The organism is Caballeronia sp. dw_276, from assembly GCF_018449635.1.
Lineage (GTDB): Bacteria > Pseudomonadota > Gammaproteobacteria > Burkholderiales > Burkholderiaceae > Caballeronia.
Genome location: NZ_JAAVUV010000010.1, coordinates 107,461 through 120,992, shown reverse-complemented (window position 1 = coordinate 120,992; position 13,532 = coordinate 107,461). Strand labels below are relative to the sequence as shown.

Here is a 13,532-nt window from a genome sequence, read left to right as displayed (position 1 = left end):
GGCTTGCTGCCGCAGAACACTCCTGACCTCACCGGGCCGGGGCTCGTGCTCTCCATTGCTGTCTTCCTGACGGTGCTGTGCCGTCTCTTTCGTGTCGATCCGGAAGACCACGGAGTTCGAGCCTCTTCAACCCGAATCGTGGAGCAGCGGATGTCTCACCAATCACTAGCGGCCGACCTGTGCCGCGCTGCGCGCAAAGCGCGTGGCAAACAGGCCAACCTGACCTTCAAAGGTCGGGAGCAGTCGCTCGACCGTTTTGCCCGTTTTCTCTGGCGCGCCGGGTATCAGGTCCACACCGTGGCACAGGTCAAGGAGAAGCACGTCGTGGCTTGGGTCGACGATATGATGTCGCGGAACTGTTCCAAGCGAACCATCGCCAACAACCTGGCGCATGTCCGCACCGCGCTCGAAGGTATCAAGCGCCGCTCGTTCGCCGACAAGCTTAGCAACGACACGCTGGGCGTTTCGGGAAGCAGCCGCGCCGGCACCAAGCGACCGATGTCGCGCGAAGTGTTCGCGCAATTCCGTGTCGCGGTCGATGCGATCGACCCCGGTATCGCAATGGCGCTGGAACTCCAGCTCGAATTCGGATTACGCGCAGAGGAGAGCGTACGCAGTGTGAAGTCGCTAGCTGACTGGCTCCGCGCGCTATCCAATCCAGTCACCGATGGTTTCGTCACGGTGATTCATGGCACCAAGGGCGGCAAAACGCGCCGCAGCCCTTCACTGGATCGCGTGCGAGCGACGGACACGGTGCGACATGCCCTAGACCTATCAAAGCAAGCCGGTGGCCGGCTGATCCGCAAGCAAACGCTTAAGCAGGCGATGGACCGTTACCACTATGTTGTCCGACGGGTCGGCATGGTTGGCGAGCAGGCGCCACACAGCCTGCGCTACAGGTATGCGACCGAGCATTTGCAGAGGATGAAAGAGGCCGGCGTCTCAAAGCGCGAGGCTGCTGCCGGCGTATCAACGTTTCTCGGGCACGGTGACGGGCGCGGGACGTGGGTAGAACAGGTTTATGGCCGTCAAGTTGTGTGTGAGGGAGGCTGATAACATGCACAAGCACATCAACACATTGCCGCTTGTTGGGCATTCCCGTTGGAAGCAGATCGAGCCATTTGTTGGAATGTGCCGCGAGAGTTGGCGCCAACGCTGCCTTGCTGGGCTGGCCCCGCCACCAATTCAATTATCTGCACGATGTACGGTGTGGATGAACAGCGAGGTCCATCTGTATCTGAGTGACCCTGTTCAGTACGGTAAGGCGAGAGCAGCGTTGAGGGACGCGCCTAAACTGCGGCTTCATGGCACCTTTCATTCGCCTCTCATAAGGTGAATGGGCTCCTCTCTTATGAGGCTAGCAACATTCCAAGTGACGTCAGTTTATTGATGGACAGTACCGCCACAGACCAGCATTTGACAGATCCAACGTAGCAAATTGCGACTTAGCTAACACATTTTTCTGTTGAACACTAACCCGACCGTGTATAGTTTGATGTATAGTTTCGCGGTTTACTCCGAACTACACGAAAAGGCAAGGGTGAGATGAGCGATCGCGGCGGAATCCTAAAAAACTCGCCACTGATTTATGCAATCGCCTCGGTGCGGTTTGCGCCGCTTGCGCAACTGCCAGAGGTTATGCCGCAAATTCATGGTCGGTTACGCGAGTCAATGCCTCTCATGCAGCAGGTTCAGCAACAGGTGCAATTCGTTGTTCCCGGCGCGATGAACTTTCCACAGACCACTGTGGCGTGGCAGATCATGTCGAGCGATCGGTCACTCGGCGCCCAAATTGGCACCGAACAAATTCTTTTCTTCACGACTAAGTACAAACGATTTTCTGATTTTCGGGCCGAAATCCACCGATGCCTTGCAGTGTTGTTTGATCTGATGAAGTTTTTGGATATAACCGCGGTCGGCGTTCGATACGTCGATCGATTCAAAACACGGGGTGGCGAAACTCTGTCGGACTATATGGCTGCCGGATTTTTAACTCCTCAGGTCGTGCCTTTCAAAGCCACAGGTGGGCTGTCCCAATATGGCTACAGCTTCGGAGAGGAAAAGTTAGCAGCACGCATTGCTTACACAGCAGAAATGCCTTCGATACCAATCGATTTGATAGGTCTTTTTGGCGCTGTGCAAGGCCCGGCTCAACCTCTGCAGATTCCACCGCTTGGGCCGGATCAGCTAATGCTTGATATTGATGCGAGCAGGAGTTTTCCCGTGCCTCACCGGACAACCTCTTGTCAGGAAATTGAGCAATTTTTAGATGGCTTGCATCAGCGGGCCAACGCGTTTTTTAGGGACGCAAATGTCTGCACGGATCATGCTTTCGCTGTATGGAAAGGAGAAAACAATGTGGCCTGATCTTCCGCCCTCCCCGTCGGCAACGTCTATGCCAATTCAGACACCGGCTTACTACGAATACACGGCGCCTGATGCGAGCTCCGCCGGAGCTATCGTTTGGTTGCCGACAGTAACGGCATTTGGGACACCGGGTAGCTTGCTTAAAGCTAAGGGAATGGCATTTTTCGTAGACGGAGTGCCCTTCCTCGTCACACCCCAAACGTTCTCGCCGCCTCAATCGACGGAGACAGCTTCCGCTGAATGGACCGTGCCGGAACAACTAGATGCGATCAAATCGCGACTAGATATCTCAGTCACTCAGTTGGCGGAGCTCTTCTCTGTGACAAGAAAGACAGTCTACGACTGGTACGAGGGACAAAGTCCGCGCAACGCAAAGAAGGGCGACAAAATTAGAGTGCTGGCTGAACTGCTTAATAATTCAGGTGAGGCTGACCTCAAAAGGCTAAAGGCAGTTTGGAACATTGCACTGCCTGGTGGCTCATTCCTGTCGACGCTGCAAAGTGATACGCTTGTCGGCTCTGATCTCACAGACGCCCTTGCGGCTAAATTGAATGGGCTTTCTGTCGAAATGGCTGCCATGGCGAATCCGGTGCGCCGAACCGGCGTCTTCATCGGCAACTCAAATCTCGCCGATATTGACCGCAGAAGTGACGCTGGCTGAAGATTTTCCCGCCATTCTTCAGAAAATCAAAGAGGCTGAGTGGTGGCAAGGGGCAGTTATATCGAGCGGTGACCTCGCGAAAGTCGGCTTCGCGTGCGATGAAGCAGACTGGTGGGTTATCGCGTCCCAGACTTGCAATCTTCAGAACCACTCCTTCGAGAAGGTTCCAGTATTTGAAATAGTCGGAGCGACATGCGTCGAGGCTTGCAGTCCCAGGTTTGTTAAAGGTAATGAACCCCGAGTAATACACGTCGAAGCTCATGCGGTCGAAGTTGTCATGGCGCTTGCAATCGACATTCAAAAACGTCGGTGGCTGCCGCGGAAAATCTTAGCGCGTATTCCAGCGCCGCTTTACAGCATTAAGGACGTTGTGAGCGAGCCCCACAACACTCGGGCCCTTTGGCTGGACAATCTTGCGGGTTGGCTTGGCAGAAGTTATACCCGTGTCGCGCTGCCAGACGAATTTGCTGACGCGCTTGCAAAATCCAAGGTGAAACAAGTTCTTGAGGAGAAATTGGTCCGAGAGTCCGACTCGCTCTACGGCATCTACTTCTCTCTCGAACGGGACGATGAAGAACCATGGACCGGTACGCTCGGGTTAATGCCGCCGCCGTATAACCTCGAATTCACGCTGGTTACGCACGACGATAAGTCTCCAGCGGATGTCCGGAATACGTTGGTGAAGCATTTATTTGAAGACAAGGTGCCCGACCCGTCGGATAGCGAAACGAAAGTCACACGCGCCGAGCTTGCCAAGCGCTTTGGAATTCGGATCGTGGCCTCGGGGATCGATGCCAGAACCGAAAGCGGTACGACGTTAAGCCAGCTTCGTTCATTGGTGCGATATTCGATGGTTGACCATCTATCAGACTCTTCTTTTGCTGCATAAGATGCGTAGCGACGCAGGCTTTTGGTACACACTAAGGTACACAATTATGGGTACCACGCATTAGATGAGCCACTGGCTTGCAACTCACGGTCTTATCAAGGTTTTGTATTGAAGTGACTGTGTGGGGCGATGGCAAACCTGTACAAAAACACAGTACAATCGTCCAGAACATCGGCAGTAGGGCGATCAACCTTGGGAGGCGCAATGCCAAATGACAAGTCCATCACGGCGCTGCATCACCAGACCTTCGAGAGCATCAAGCAGCTGAACGAAGACAAGTCGGAATTTTGGTACGCACGCGACCTGGCCCCGTTGCTCGACTATCAAGATTGGCGCAATTTCGTGCAGGTAGTCGAGAAAGCCAAAGTTGCATGCGAACGCTCGTACCACATGACTGCCGACCATTTCGGTGAAGTCACCAAAATGGTCGTTCTTGGCTCTGGAGCAAAGCGCGCGATCACCGACTATAAGCTTTCACGGTACGCCTGCTATTTGATCGTTCAGAACGGCGACCCCTCGAAGCCGGTTATCGCGAACGGTCAAACGTACTTTGCCCTGCAGACTCGTCGTCAGGAGCTTCAAGATAACAAGGCGTTCGCCGGCATGTCGGAAGACCAGCGGCGTCTTATGCTTCGCGACGAGTTGACGCATCACAACAAGGCGCTGAGCGCCACCGCGCGCCAGGCCGGCGTTGAGACAACTTTGGACTACGCGGTCTTTCAGAATCACGGCTATAAAGGCTTATATGGCGGCTTGGACGCGAAGGATATTCACGCGCACAAGGGGCTGAAAAGGAGCCAAAAAATCCTGGATCACATGGGCAGCACCGAACTCGCTGCCAATCTGTTTCGAGCAACGCAGACCGAAGAAAAACTTCGCAGAGATGAGGTGTCCGGTAAGAGACAAGCGAACCAAACTCATTTCGATGTGGGAAGCAAAGTGCGCCAGACAATCCGCGAACTGGGCGGAACAATGCCCGAGTCGTTACCTACGCCAGAAGTCAGCGTCCAACAACTCGAACGGCAAAGAAACAAGCTGAACGGATAGTTAATTAGTCAACTCGCTGTTCGGCCGCCCTTTGGAGACCGGACGCAATCCGACTCACTGACTTTCCCTACCCCGCCTTCTTCCAAACCGCCGCAAACACCCCCGCGCCCATCAGCAGCGCGCCGCCCGTCCGGTTGACCCCACGCTGCACGCTCGGACGCCTGATTGCCCGCCGCGCCACCGATGCCAGCATCGCGTACCCAAACGCATTCGCGGCCGCGAGACCAACGAACGTCGCCTCCATGATCGCGATTTGCGAGATGCTGGCCACATGTGGATCGATGAATTGCGGCAGGAACGCGACAAAGAAAATGATGCTCTTCGGGTTCAGCACAGTCACCGCGTACGCATGCGCGACAATCCGTCCCGTGCGCAATTCGGCGGGGGTCTGCACCGCGTCGGTATCGATCACGGGCGCGCGCCAAAGCTTGATACCCAGATAGATGAGATAAGCCGCGCCGATCCATTTGACCACCATGAACATTTCCGCCGATGCCGCCAGCAGCACGCCAAGCCCGAGCATGGACGCCGTCATGGATGTGAGATCACCGAGCGCGACCCCGGCGGTAGTCGCAAACGCGTATTTCCGGCCGTGTCCCAGCGCGTAGGACACCACGAGCAGCACGGTCGGTCCGGGTATTGCGACGAGAATCGCCGATGCAATCGCGAACGGCAGCCATTGAGTAAGTGTCATGTGAGCTCCTGAAAGAAGCGCTGATTAATCCATGACGGCGCGTTCCTGACAACAATTTGTACAAAAAAACGTGGAAATGGAAGGCGCTCAGTCTTGTCGTGCGAGTCGTGCGCACCTTGCGTCAAGCCAAGTGCCTGAGACTAAAGGCTTTTCATCTGACGATTGGTTGCCTCGTCTGGCGCTTGATTACCGGCACATAAAATGCTTAACAATAACCGGACTTTGACCAGCGATCAGGTCCGCTAATGCGAAGTGTCTCCTCCCTCATTCGTGAGGTTTAATGCCCGGTTCTCGTGGACCGGGCATTTTTTATCGGCAAGCTAATTGCACCGCATCATTTGCTAACGGGCGTCTTAAAACGGACGGCAGATGAAACTGCGGCAATTTGCCGTGTTGCGAGCGCACACAACTCGTGCTTGCTCTTTCAAATTCCTGGTCTAGGATAACGCTGCATATTAATAACTAGCCGCTGAATACACAGCTACGTCCCGAGAAATAGTTTCAAGGAGGCGATAAATGAGAAAAAGCGCTGTCGCAGGTGCCGCGGTGATCTGTGCATTCGCCGCTATTACGTCAGTCCAAGCCCAGGACACAGTAATCCAGCCGCAACAAACATTCAGTTTCTTGCCTAATTCGTACGGGTGTTTATCGAAGGATAAATTTGATTCCGCCGATCAACATGCCCAGGCCGGCGAGCAACAGAAAATGCAGGAATTCTTCTCGGGCTTTCAATGTTTGGCAACGCCGGAAGACGCACATTTCCGCGTGGTGCGCGTAGTCGGTCATGACGTTGAATTCGTGAATGCCTCGAATAGCGATACTCAAGGCTTATGGACTGCTGACCGGTTTATCAAGCAATAAACTTTTAAGCTCGTGACGAGATCGGCGGCGCCTGGCGCCGATTTGCGTTTCAGCACACAACGTCAGGCAACAACCTGTGCCGGTTCTGACGCATCGTCCGGCACGACATTCCCTTCACGCTAATCTCCGCAACCAGCGCACGCGTTCGGTATCATCACGCGTCGGCGCACGCGCCATCGGCTGCGTTCATCGCCAAATCTGTAGCAAATCCCTTTTACGGCCTCTCACCCGAGGCTTTTCGGTGTTGCATGGCCCTCAAATCCACAATCTATAAAGCTGAACTGCAAATCGCCGACATGGATCGGCATTACTACGGCGACCACGCGCTGACCATTGCCCGGCATCCGTCCGAAACCGACGACCGGATGATGGTGCGCGTCGCCGCCTTTGCGTTATTCGCGAGCGAGCGCCTGGAATTCACCAAAGGCCTCTCGGACACCGACGAACCCGATCTCTGGCAAAAGGATCTGACGGGGCAAATCGAGACGTGGATCGAAGTAGGTCAGCCGGAAGAACGGCGCATCGCGAAGGCGAGCGGGCGCGCTGACAAAGTCATTGTGATTGCGTACGGCGGCCGGACGTCGGAAATCTGGTGGCAAGGCGTGAAAGCCAAGGTCGAGCGGATGCAGAATGTGACCGTCTGGTCGCTCACCGATGGCGTCGCCGCAGCGCTCGGCGCGTTGGCGGAACGGACGATGCGGCTTCAATGCACGGTGCAGGACGGTGAGGCGTCGCTGGGAAGCGCGAGCGTGGACCCGGTTGCCATCGACTGGACGGTATTCAAGGGCGCGCCGCGCTGATCTCAGCGGCGCTTTTACGCCTCGGGCGGTCCCTTCAATTCGATGAGATTGCCCTCCGGATCAAAGAAGTACAGCGATGGGCCGAAACCCTCCGCGCCGTATCGACGGGCTTCTTCGCCCAGGCGCACGCCGTTCTCCATTAGATGCGCGCGCAGGGCGGCGGCATCGAACGGATCGACGCGCAAGCACACGTGATCCATGTTGTTGCCCGCGCCCGGCGTACCGCTTTCCGGCCGGTCGATCCTGGCGCCGACCGCCAGCAAGTCGATCAGCGAACGCCCCGCGCGCATCTGGATCAGCCCGAGTTCGCGCTGCTCCTTCTCGACCGGACATCCAAGCACGGTGGCGTAGAACTGGACCATGGCGTCGAGGTTAGCGCACCGAATCACGACATGATCGATCTCGCGGATGTGGATTTGCATCGGAAATCTCCGGTTTGTCCGGAAATTCTGCCTGATGAAAACCTCAACACGAAAGGTACGGACGAAAAAAAGCCCACTCGTTGCGGAGCGGGCTGAATCCATATCAGGAGGAGACATGGAGGAGACAGTTCCGATATTACACAGTGGGTTCGTACGTTGCAACACTTATCGTAGTAAAAACCCCTATGGTGCCGAAGTGTCGCATCTGCGCGTCATTTGTCCAGGCGCTTGGCGGCCTATCAACGGCCACCAGGAATGACAGCGCAAGAACCGGCGCGCCCCGTAAAACGCCCGTCAGTACAGTAATCACGTACCCTTCGTCTAGTGAGGAATGTGATGAAAGCCAATCAAAACACTGCCGCGTTCACCGACACCGAATCCCGCTGGAACGCCATGTCCAGCCGCGATTCCAGCGCTGACGGCGCGTTTTTCTACGCCGTGCGCACGACCGGCGTTTTCTGCAGGCCATCGTGTGCGTCGCGGCCGCCGCGCCGGGAGAACGTCGAGTTCTTCGAAAACACGCAGCAAGCGGAAGCGGCCGGTTATCGCGCGTGCAAGCGGTGTCAGCCGGGCGGATTGTCACGGGAACTGGCAATCGTGGAGCGCGCGTGCAAAGTGCTCGATGCCGATCCGCAAGAACGCCTGACACTCGCCCAGCTAAGCGATGCCGTGCATGTCAGCCCGTTTCATCTGCAACGCTTGTTTTCGCGGGTTGTCGGCGTGTCGCCGCGGCAATATCAGGCGGCCCGGCGCGCCGATGCGCTGCGCGGCGCCCTGCAGCGCGGCGACGCTGTCACCCGCGCCACGCAAGACGCCGGTTTCGGCTCGACATCGCGCATGTACGGCGCCGCGCCGGCCGAGCTTGGCATGACGCCTTCGGTTTATCGGCGTAAGGGGGCGGGGCTAGTCGTACATTTCGCGACCGCGCAGTCGGCGCTGGGCACGGTGCTGGTCGCCGCGACCGGAAAAGGCATCTGCAAAATTGCTTTCGGCGATGACGCCACGGTGCTCAAAGCCGACCTTGCACTGGAACTGTCTGAAGCCGAGCGCATCGAGGATCAGGCAAGGCTGGCGCCGTTTATCGAACAAATCGATGCCTATTTGCGCGGCACGCGCGCGCACTTCGACCTGCCGCTCGATATCAGCGCAACCGCGTTCCAGCAGCGCGTATGGGACGCGTTGCAGCGAATTCCGTACGGCCAGACGCGCAGTTATTCCGAGATTGCCGAAGCCGTCGGCTCGCCGCGCGCGGTAAGGGCGGTGGCGAGCGCGTGTGCATCGAATCCGGTGGCGCTCGCGATCCCGTGTCACCGTGTGGTGCATAAGGACGGGGCGCTCGCGGGGTATCGATGGGGAACGGCGCGCAAGGTCGCGTTGTTATCGGCGGAAAAGGAGCGGCGCGATGAGGCCGCGCGCGAGACGGCGGAGACGTCCTGATTGAAAACCGCCCTCAATTTGTCAGCAATCAAGCCTGTTCGCCTGCAGCTTTCCTTCGTCGAGCCTTATGACTGGCCGCGCGTCCTGCGTTTTTTCTCGGGCCGCGCGACGTTGGGCGTCGAAACGGTCGAGAACGGCGCGTACAAACGCGCGATCGAATGGCTGGGCGATCCGGGCACGCTCAGCGTCACGCGTCACGCAACGAAACCGTGTCTTATTGCTACGATCGAAGGCGCCGCGAGCCGCCATGCGAAGCCGATCGGCGACCATTTGACGCGCATGTTCGATCTTCACGCCGATGCCCCCACCATCGCCGCGCACCTCGCCCGCGATCCGTGGTTCGCACCGCTCACACAAGCCGCGCCCGGCCTGCGTGTCCCAGGCGCGTGGTCCGGATTCGAGCTGGTCGTGCGCGCGATCGTCGGACAGCAGGTCAGCGTGAAGGCGGCATCGACAATTATTGGCCGGCTCGTCCAGCGCGCCGGCACGCCCGTTCCCGATCATCCTCATCCCGATACCGCCTGGCGTTTTCCCACGCCCGCCGCGCTGGCCGACGTCGATCTCGACAAGATCGGCATGCCCGGCAAGCGCGTGGCGGCGCTGCAGGGTTTCGCGCGCGAAGTCGCGACGGGCGCATTGCCGCTCGACGACCCTCGCGCGGATCGCGACGAACTCCGGGCCGCCTTGCTCGCAATGCCGGGTATCGGGCCATGGACGGTCGAATACGTGGCAATGCGTGCTCTGCGCGATGCCGACGCGTGGCCGGGTACCGACCTGATCCTGATGCAGGCACTCGCAGCGCGAGATCCATCGATGGCAAAAGCCGCCGCCCTTCGCGCCCGTGCCGAGGCCTGGCGGCCGTATCGCGCGTACGCCGCGCTGCATGTCTGGAACGAGATAGCGGATCGGGCGGGATCGGCCAAGGGCGGCTGACCTAACATCCACGATCAGCCGATAACCACGCGCAACATCCGGCAACGCTCCCATGCTGGCGCAGCCGAACCGCAAACGCGGCGTCGATCGGAAAAATGCCATGCCGCGAAAGGCCTGCGCGAAACTTGCCAAATTCGCGCAAACCCTTACCCGGCAAGGCTTCAAGCACGGCTTACACTGAGATGTTAAAGTGCCCGCTACCCAAAAATCCGATTTGGCGCGTGCAGTTTCGCGCCGAGCGCAAATGTCGCAGCAATGGCAAATACGAATTCTTCATCCTCCTCCCGCAGCGCCTTCCTGGAGCGTCTCTCGGCGCTGACAGCCGGTTCGTCCGGCGCCGCCTTGCGTCAGGGACTGCGCGGCATCGAGAAGGAGAGTCTGCGCGTTACGCGCAACGGCGCGCTCGCGGCGACGCCGCATCCGCGCGCGTTCGGTTCCGCGCTCACGCATCCGCTCATCACGACTGACTACTCCGAGGCGTTGATCGAACTGATCACGCCCGCTGATCACGACGTGGCGATCACGCTGGACAAACTGGACGAGCTGCACAGGTTCGCTTATGCGCACCTCGGCGACGAACTCCTGTGGAACGACTCCATGCCCGGCCAACTTCCCGCCGACCAGGAAATTCCGATCGGGAACTACGGGACATCGAATATCGGCATGTTGAAGCATGTGTATCGCCGCGGTTTGTCGCTTCGATACGGCCGCACGATGCAATGTATTGCCGGCATCCACTACAACTACTCGCTGCATGAAGACGTGTGGCGTGCGTGGGCCGCGCTCGACGGCCGAAGCACCGCGCGCATGGTGGACTTCCAGTCCGAGCGATATTTCGCGCTGATCCGCAACTTCCGCCGCACGAGCTGGCTGCTGATGTACTTGTTCGGCGCATCCCCGGCGCTCAACCGCCAGTTCTTGCGTGACCGCCCGAATACGCTCGAAACGCTCGATGCCACCACGCTCTACCTGCCTTACGCGACGAGTCTGCGCATGAGCGATCTGGGCTACACGAACAACCCGGCGCAAGCCGCGCTGCTTCCGAGCTATGACACGCTCGACGGTTATCTGGATGTCCTGGCCAAAGCTGTCAGCGAGCCGCATCCGCCGTATGAAGCGATCGGCACGCAGCGCGACGGCGAGTGGGTACAGATCAACACCAACGTACTCCAGATCGAAAACGAGTTCTATTCGACCATCCGGCCAAAGCGCGTCACGCAGCCGGGCGAACGGCCGTTGCACGCGTTGTCATCGCGCGGGGTGCAGTACATCGAAGTGCGCTGCCTCGATATCGATCCGTTCGAGCCGACTGGCATTTCGCTGCAGACATCGCGTTTCATGGACGCGTATTTGTTGTATTGCGCGCTCGAAGACAGCCCGTTGTTGCCGCGCCCGGCCAACGAGGAAGCCAACGAAAACTTTGCGCGCATCACGAAGGAAGGGCGCAAGCCGGGCCTGACGCTGGCTCGTGAAGGCCGGGAAGTGCCCATGCAAGGCTGGGCCGGCGAACTGCTCGACGCGATCGAGCCGGTGGCGCGCGCGCTGGATGAACTGCATGGCATCGATGAACACATCCTCGCCCTCAAGGTCCAGCGCGCGCGCCTGGCGGATGTATCGCTGACGCCGTCTGCCCAGGTGCTTTCCACCATGCGCGAACGCGGCCAGAGCTTCGACGCCTTCGCGCTCGAAATCAGCGAACGGCACGCGGATCATTTCCGCAGCCGTCCGCTCGAGCCGGAAGTCGAACGCAAGCTGGAAGCGCTCGCAACAAAATCGCTGGACGATCAGGCAAGGATCGAACGCGATGAAATCGGCTCCTTCGATGCATTTGTCGGCGCGTACCGCGCATATACGCTTAATCGAATCAGCGTTTAACCCCGGTCGCCACCTCAAGCAGCTTTTCCCGCGCCGCGCGCCTTCAGCAGCGGCAACCCTTACTGGTTTTGCAACAGGACGCAACGCACGGAAACGCTCGTGCTTGCGTCGGGTCTGAAATTAGCGACGAATCAGATTTGGCCGTTTCCGCGATCGCACGAGCGCGACCGATCGGCCAAACGCTAATAAAGGAGCGGGGAAAATGAAATCGAGTTTGATGAAAAACACGGGACTGGCCACGGCCGCGGCGGCATTCGCGCTGCTCGCAGGTTGTTCGACGAACGGCCAGATCGCCGGTGAGACCATGGAGCAGGCCACCGCGCCGCTCACCTGTACCAACAGGGCCGAGTGTGACGCATGGTGGGGCCGGGCTCAGGTCTGGGTGACCAACCATTCGGAATACAAGCTGCAAACGGTTACCGATTCGATCATCCAGACGGCGGGTCCATCGGGCGGAAAACGCGCCCTTGCCTACCAGATCACCAAAACACCGAGCAACGAGGGCACGGCGACCATCGGCTTCGCTGCGCATTGCGACAACATGCTCGGCTGTGAGCCGAATCCGTGGAAGGCCGGTGCGGATTTCAAACAGTTCGTGCGCGGCGGCCCTTCGCAGATGGGCACGCCGGCGGGCGCCACGGCCAGAACCAACGCATTGCCGCCCGTTTCGCCGGCGGCACCGGCCAGGCCCATACCACCCGCCACGCCCGTCCAGCAGATGCCGCCTACGCTCGACAATCAGCCAGGTCAGTCAGGCCAGAGCCAGACACCGGAATAAACCAGCGTTGCGTAAAGCAACGAGGGGGCCGCGTTCGTTCACGAATGCGGCCCTTTCCATTGAGGACGCAGAACGCGTCCGGGACAACCCTATCAGCATCATAGATAAAACACTTGCTTAGGCATTCTTTTCTCTCGGAGCGGTTTTTGTCGGTTCAATGGCGGATTAATGCTTTTATCGACGCCTTCTCGTCCGTCAACCATTTTCGCAAACCGGGCCAACTACAAGGATAAAAGCGTAATCCCTGCCGCTGTACATAACGGCGGCGCTGCACCACGTTGCTGCGGCCGAAAAACAACATCGGAAAAAATGGCAAGCTATGCATCTTGAAAATCGATTGCATAGTCAATATTATTCTAATGACCGAGTTACGCGCCAAGGCGCCACCCGAGACTATGTTCTGACCGACTGAAAGCGCTGAAAACCTTCGGCGCGTATATGGATTTACCGATGAACCGCGCTGCCCAAACCACCCGCCTCCTCGGCCGACGCTTCGGCCACTCCGTCACGTCCGCGTTGCTACACATCCTTCCGCCGAACCTCAGTTCGTGGAAACTTGCGCTTTACGTGATTGTGTTCTTGTTGCCGGGTGGTTCGTTTGTGGTGTTGGGCGCGGCATGGTTTGAGAACCGGAAGACCCGCAAGTCGGCGAAGCCAGCAGCGGTTGCCACGAAGCCGCTGCTGTGCAGCCCTAAACGCTGCGACGCCTGACAACAGCTGATGTTTGCGTGGCGTAACGGCTCGTAACCGAATCTTCCACGCGCGTAA

At 58.3% G+C, this 13,532-nt stretch carries 14 protein-coding genes; 12 read left to right on the top strand and 2 right to left on the bottom strand.

The features are described from left to right. Nucleotides 1-3 precede the first annotated feature (3 nt). The 5 genes from HB633_RS21140 (at nt 4) to dinD (ending at nt 4,964) form a co-directional block, all read left to right on the top strand. Nucleotides 4-1,053 carry an integrase domain-containing protein gene (locus tag HB633_RS21140; protein ID WP_255581045.1) on the top strand — a complete coding sequence of 350 codons (1,050 nt, stop codon included), beginning with the start codon at nt 4-6 and terminating at the stop codon, nt 1,051-1,053. Nucleotides 1,054-1,545: 492 nt separating this feature from the next. Then, nucleotides 1,546-2,367 carry a TIGR04255 family protein gene (locus tag HB633_RS21135; protein WP_213780105.1) on the top strand — a complete coding sequence of 274 codons (822 nt, stop codon included), beginning with the start codon at nt 1,546-1,548 and terminating at the stop codon, nt 2,365-2,367. Further along, nucleotides 2,357-3,028: a hypothetical protein gene (locus HB633_RS21130; RefSeq protein ID WP_213780104.1), complete on the top strand. Its 672-nt coding sequence runs from the start codon at nt 2,357-2,359 to the stop codon at nt 3,026-3,028. Before HB633_RS21135 ends, HB633_RS21130 begins: the two co-directional genes overlap by 11 nt. Further along, the gene (locus HB633_RS21125) at nt 3,015-3,917 is read left to right on the top strand and encodes a hypothetical protein (RefSeq protein WP_213780103.1); all 903 of its coding nucleotides are present in this window, start codon (nt 3,015-3,017) and stop codon (nt 3,915-3,917) included. The genes HB633_RS21130 and HB633_RS21125 overlap by 14 nt, the downstream gene beginning before the upstream one ends. 204 nt (nt 3,918-4,121) lie before the next feature. Then, complete coding sequence (gene dinD / locus HB633_RS21120) at nt 4,122-4,964, top strand: DNA damage-inducible protein D (RefSeq protein WP_213780102.1); 843 nt, start codon at nt 4,122-4,124, stop codon at nt 4,962-4,964. Between the two features lie 67 nt (nt 4,965-5,031). Here dinD and HB633_RS21115 read toward each other — a convergent pair whose 3' ends face one another. Beyond that, nucleotides 5,032-5,658, bottom strand: coding sequence for a LysE family translocator (locus HB633_RS21115; RefSeq protein WP_213780101.1), 627 nt, complete (start codon nt 5,656-5,658; stop codon nt 5,032-5,034). A gap of 516 nt (nt 5,659-6,174) precedes the next feature. Here HB633_RS21115 and HB633_RS21110 point away from each other — a divergent pair. Then, nucleotides 6,175-6,519, top strand: coding sequence for a hypothetical protein (locus tag HB633_RS21110; RefSeq protein WP_213780100.1), 345 nt, complete (start codon nt 6,175-6,177; stop codon nt 6,517-6,519). Nucleotides 6,520-6,767: 248 nt separating this feature from the next. After that, a complete protein-coding gene (locus HB633_RS21105; protein ID WP_213780099.1) occupies nt 6,768-7,319 on the top strand; it encodes a YaeQ family protein in 552 nt (183 codons plus the stop codon). A 14-nt stretch (nt 7,320-7,333) separates the two neighbouring features. Here HB633_RS21105 and HB633_RS21100 read toward each other — a convergent pair whose 3' ends face one another. Beyond that, a complete protein-coding gene (locus HB633_RS21100; RefSeq protein ID WP_213780098.1) occupies nt 7,334-7,741 on the bottom strand; it encodes a VOC family protein in 408 nt (135 codons plus the stop codon). 336 nt (nt 7,742-8,077) lie between these two features. Between HB633_RS21100 and ada the strand changes: the two genes are divergently transcribed. From ada to HB633_RS21075, 5 genes are all read left to right on the top strand, one after another. Further along, nucleotides 8,078-9,178, top strand: coding sequence for a bifunctional DNA-binding transcriptional regulator/O6-methylguanine-DNA methyltransferase Ada (gene ada / locus HB633_RS21095; protein ID WP_213780097.1), 1,101 nt, complete (start codon nt 8,078-8,080; stop codon nt 9,176-9,178). Beyond that, nucleotides 9,179-10,111 carry an AlkA N-terminal domain-containing protein gene (locus tag HB633_RS21090; RefSeq protein ID WP_213780096.1) on the top strand — a complete coding sequence of 311 codons (933 nt, stop codon included), beginning with the start codon at nt 9,179-9,181 and terminating at the stop codon, nt 10,109-10,111. A 255-nt stretch (nt 10,112-10,366) separates the two neighbouring features. After that, the gene (gshA, locus tag HB633_RS21085) at nt 10,367-11,986 is read left to right on the top strand and encodes a glutamate--cysteine ligase (protein ID WP_213780095.1); all 1,620 of its coding nucleotides are present in this window, start codon (nt 10,367-10,369) and stop codon (nt 11,984-11,986) included. 217 nt (nt 11,987-12,203) lie between these two features. After that, entirely contained in the window at nt 12,204-12,764 is a 561-nt protein-coding gene (locus tag HB633_RS21080) for a hypothetical protein (RefSeq protein WP_213780244.1), read from the top strand. A 450-nt stretch (nt 12,765-13,214) separates the two neighbouring features. Then, on the top strand, nt 13,215-13,475 hold the full coding sequence (locus HB633_RS21075) for a hypothetical protein (RefSeq protein WP_213780094.1): 261 nt from the start codon (nt 13,215-13,217) through the stop codon (nt 13,473-13,475). Nucleotides 13,476-13,532: the final 57 nt, after the last annotated feature.

What these genes read in the sequence shown, in the direction of transcription:
- HB633_RS21110 (WP_213780100.1), top strand. Translation starts at nt 6,175, where the DNA reads ATGAGAAAAAGCGCTGTCGCAGGTGCCGCGGTGATCTGTGCATTCGCC.
- HB633_RS21075 (WP_213780094.1), top strand. Translation starts at nt 13,215, where the DNA reads ATGAACCGCGCTGCCCAAACCACCCGCCTCCTCGGCCGACGCTTCGGC.
- HB633_RS21105 (WP_213780099.1), top strand. Translation starts at nt 6,768, where the DNA reads ATGGCCCTCAAATCCACAATCTATAAAGCTGAACTGCAAATCGCCGAC.
- HB633_RS21130 (WP_213780104.1), top strand. Translation starts at nt 2,357, where the DNA reads ATGTGGCCTGATCTTCCGCCCTCCCCGTCGGCAACGTCTATGCCAATT.
- ada (WP_213780097.1), top strand. Translation starts at nt 8,078, where the DNA reads ATGAAAGCCAATCAAAACACTGCCGCGTTCACCGACACCGAATCCCGC.
- gshA (WP_213780095.1), top strand. Translation starts at nt 10,367, where the DNA reads ATGGCAAATACGAATTCTTCATCCTCCTCCCGCAGCGCCTTCCTGGAG.
- HB633_RS21100 (WP_213780098.1), bottom strand. Translation starts at nt 7,741, where the DNA reads ATGCAAATCCACATCCGCGAGATCGATCATGTCGTGATTCGGTGCGCT.
- dinD (WP_213780102.1), top strand. Translation starts at nt 4,122, where the DNA reads ATGCCAAATGACAAGTCCATCACGGCGCTGCATCACCAGACCTTCGAG.
- HB633_RS21115 (WP_213780101.1), bottom strand. Translation starts at nt 5,658, where the DNA reads ATGACACTTACTCAATGGCTGCCGTTCGCGATTGCATCGGCGATTCTC.
- HB633_RS21080 (WP_213780244.1), top strand. Translation starts at nt 12,204, where the DNA reads ATGAAAAACACGGGACTGGCCACGGCCGCGGCGGCATTCGCGCTGCTC.
- HB633_RS21135 (WP_213780105.1), top strand. Translation starts at nt 1,546, where the DNA reads ATGAGCGATCGCGGCGGAATCCTAAAAAACTCGCCACTGATTTATGCA.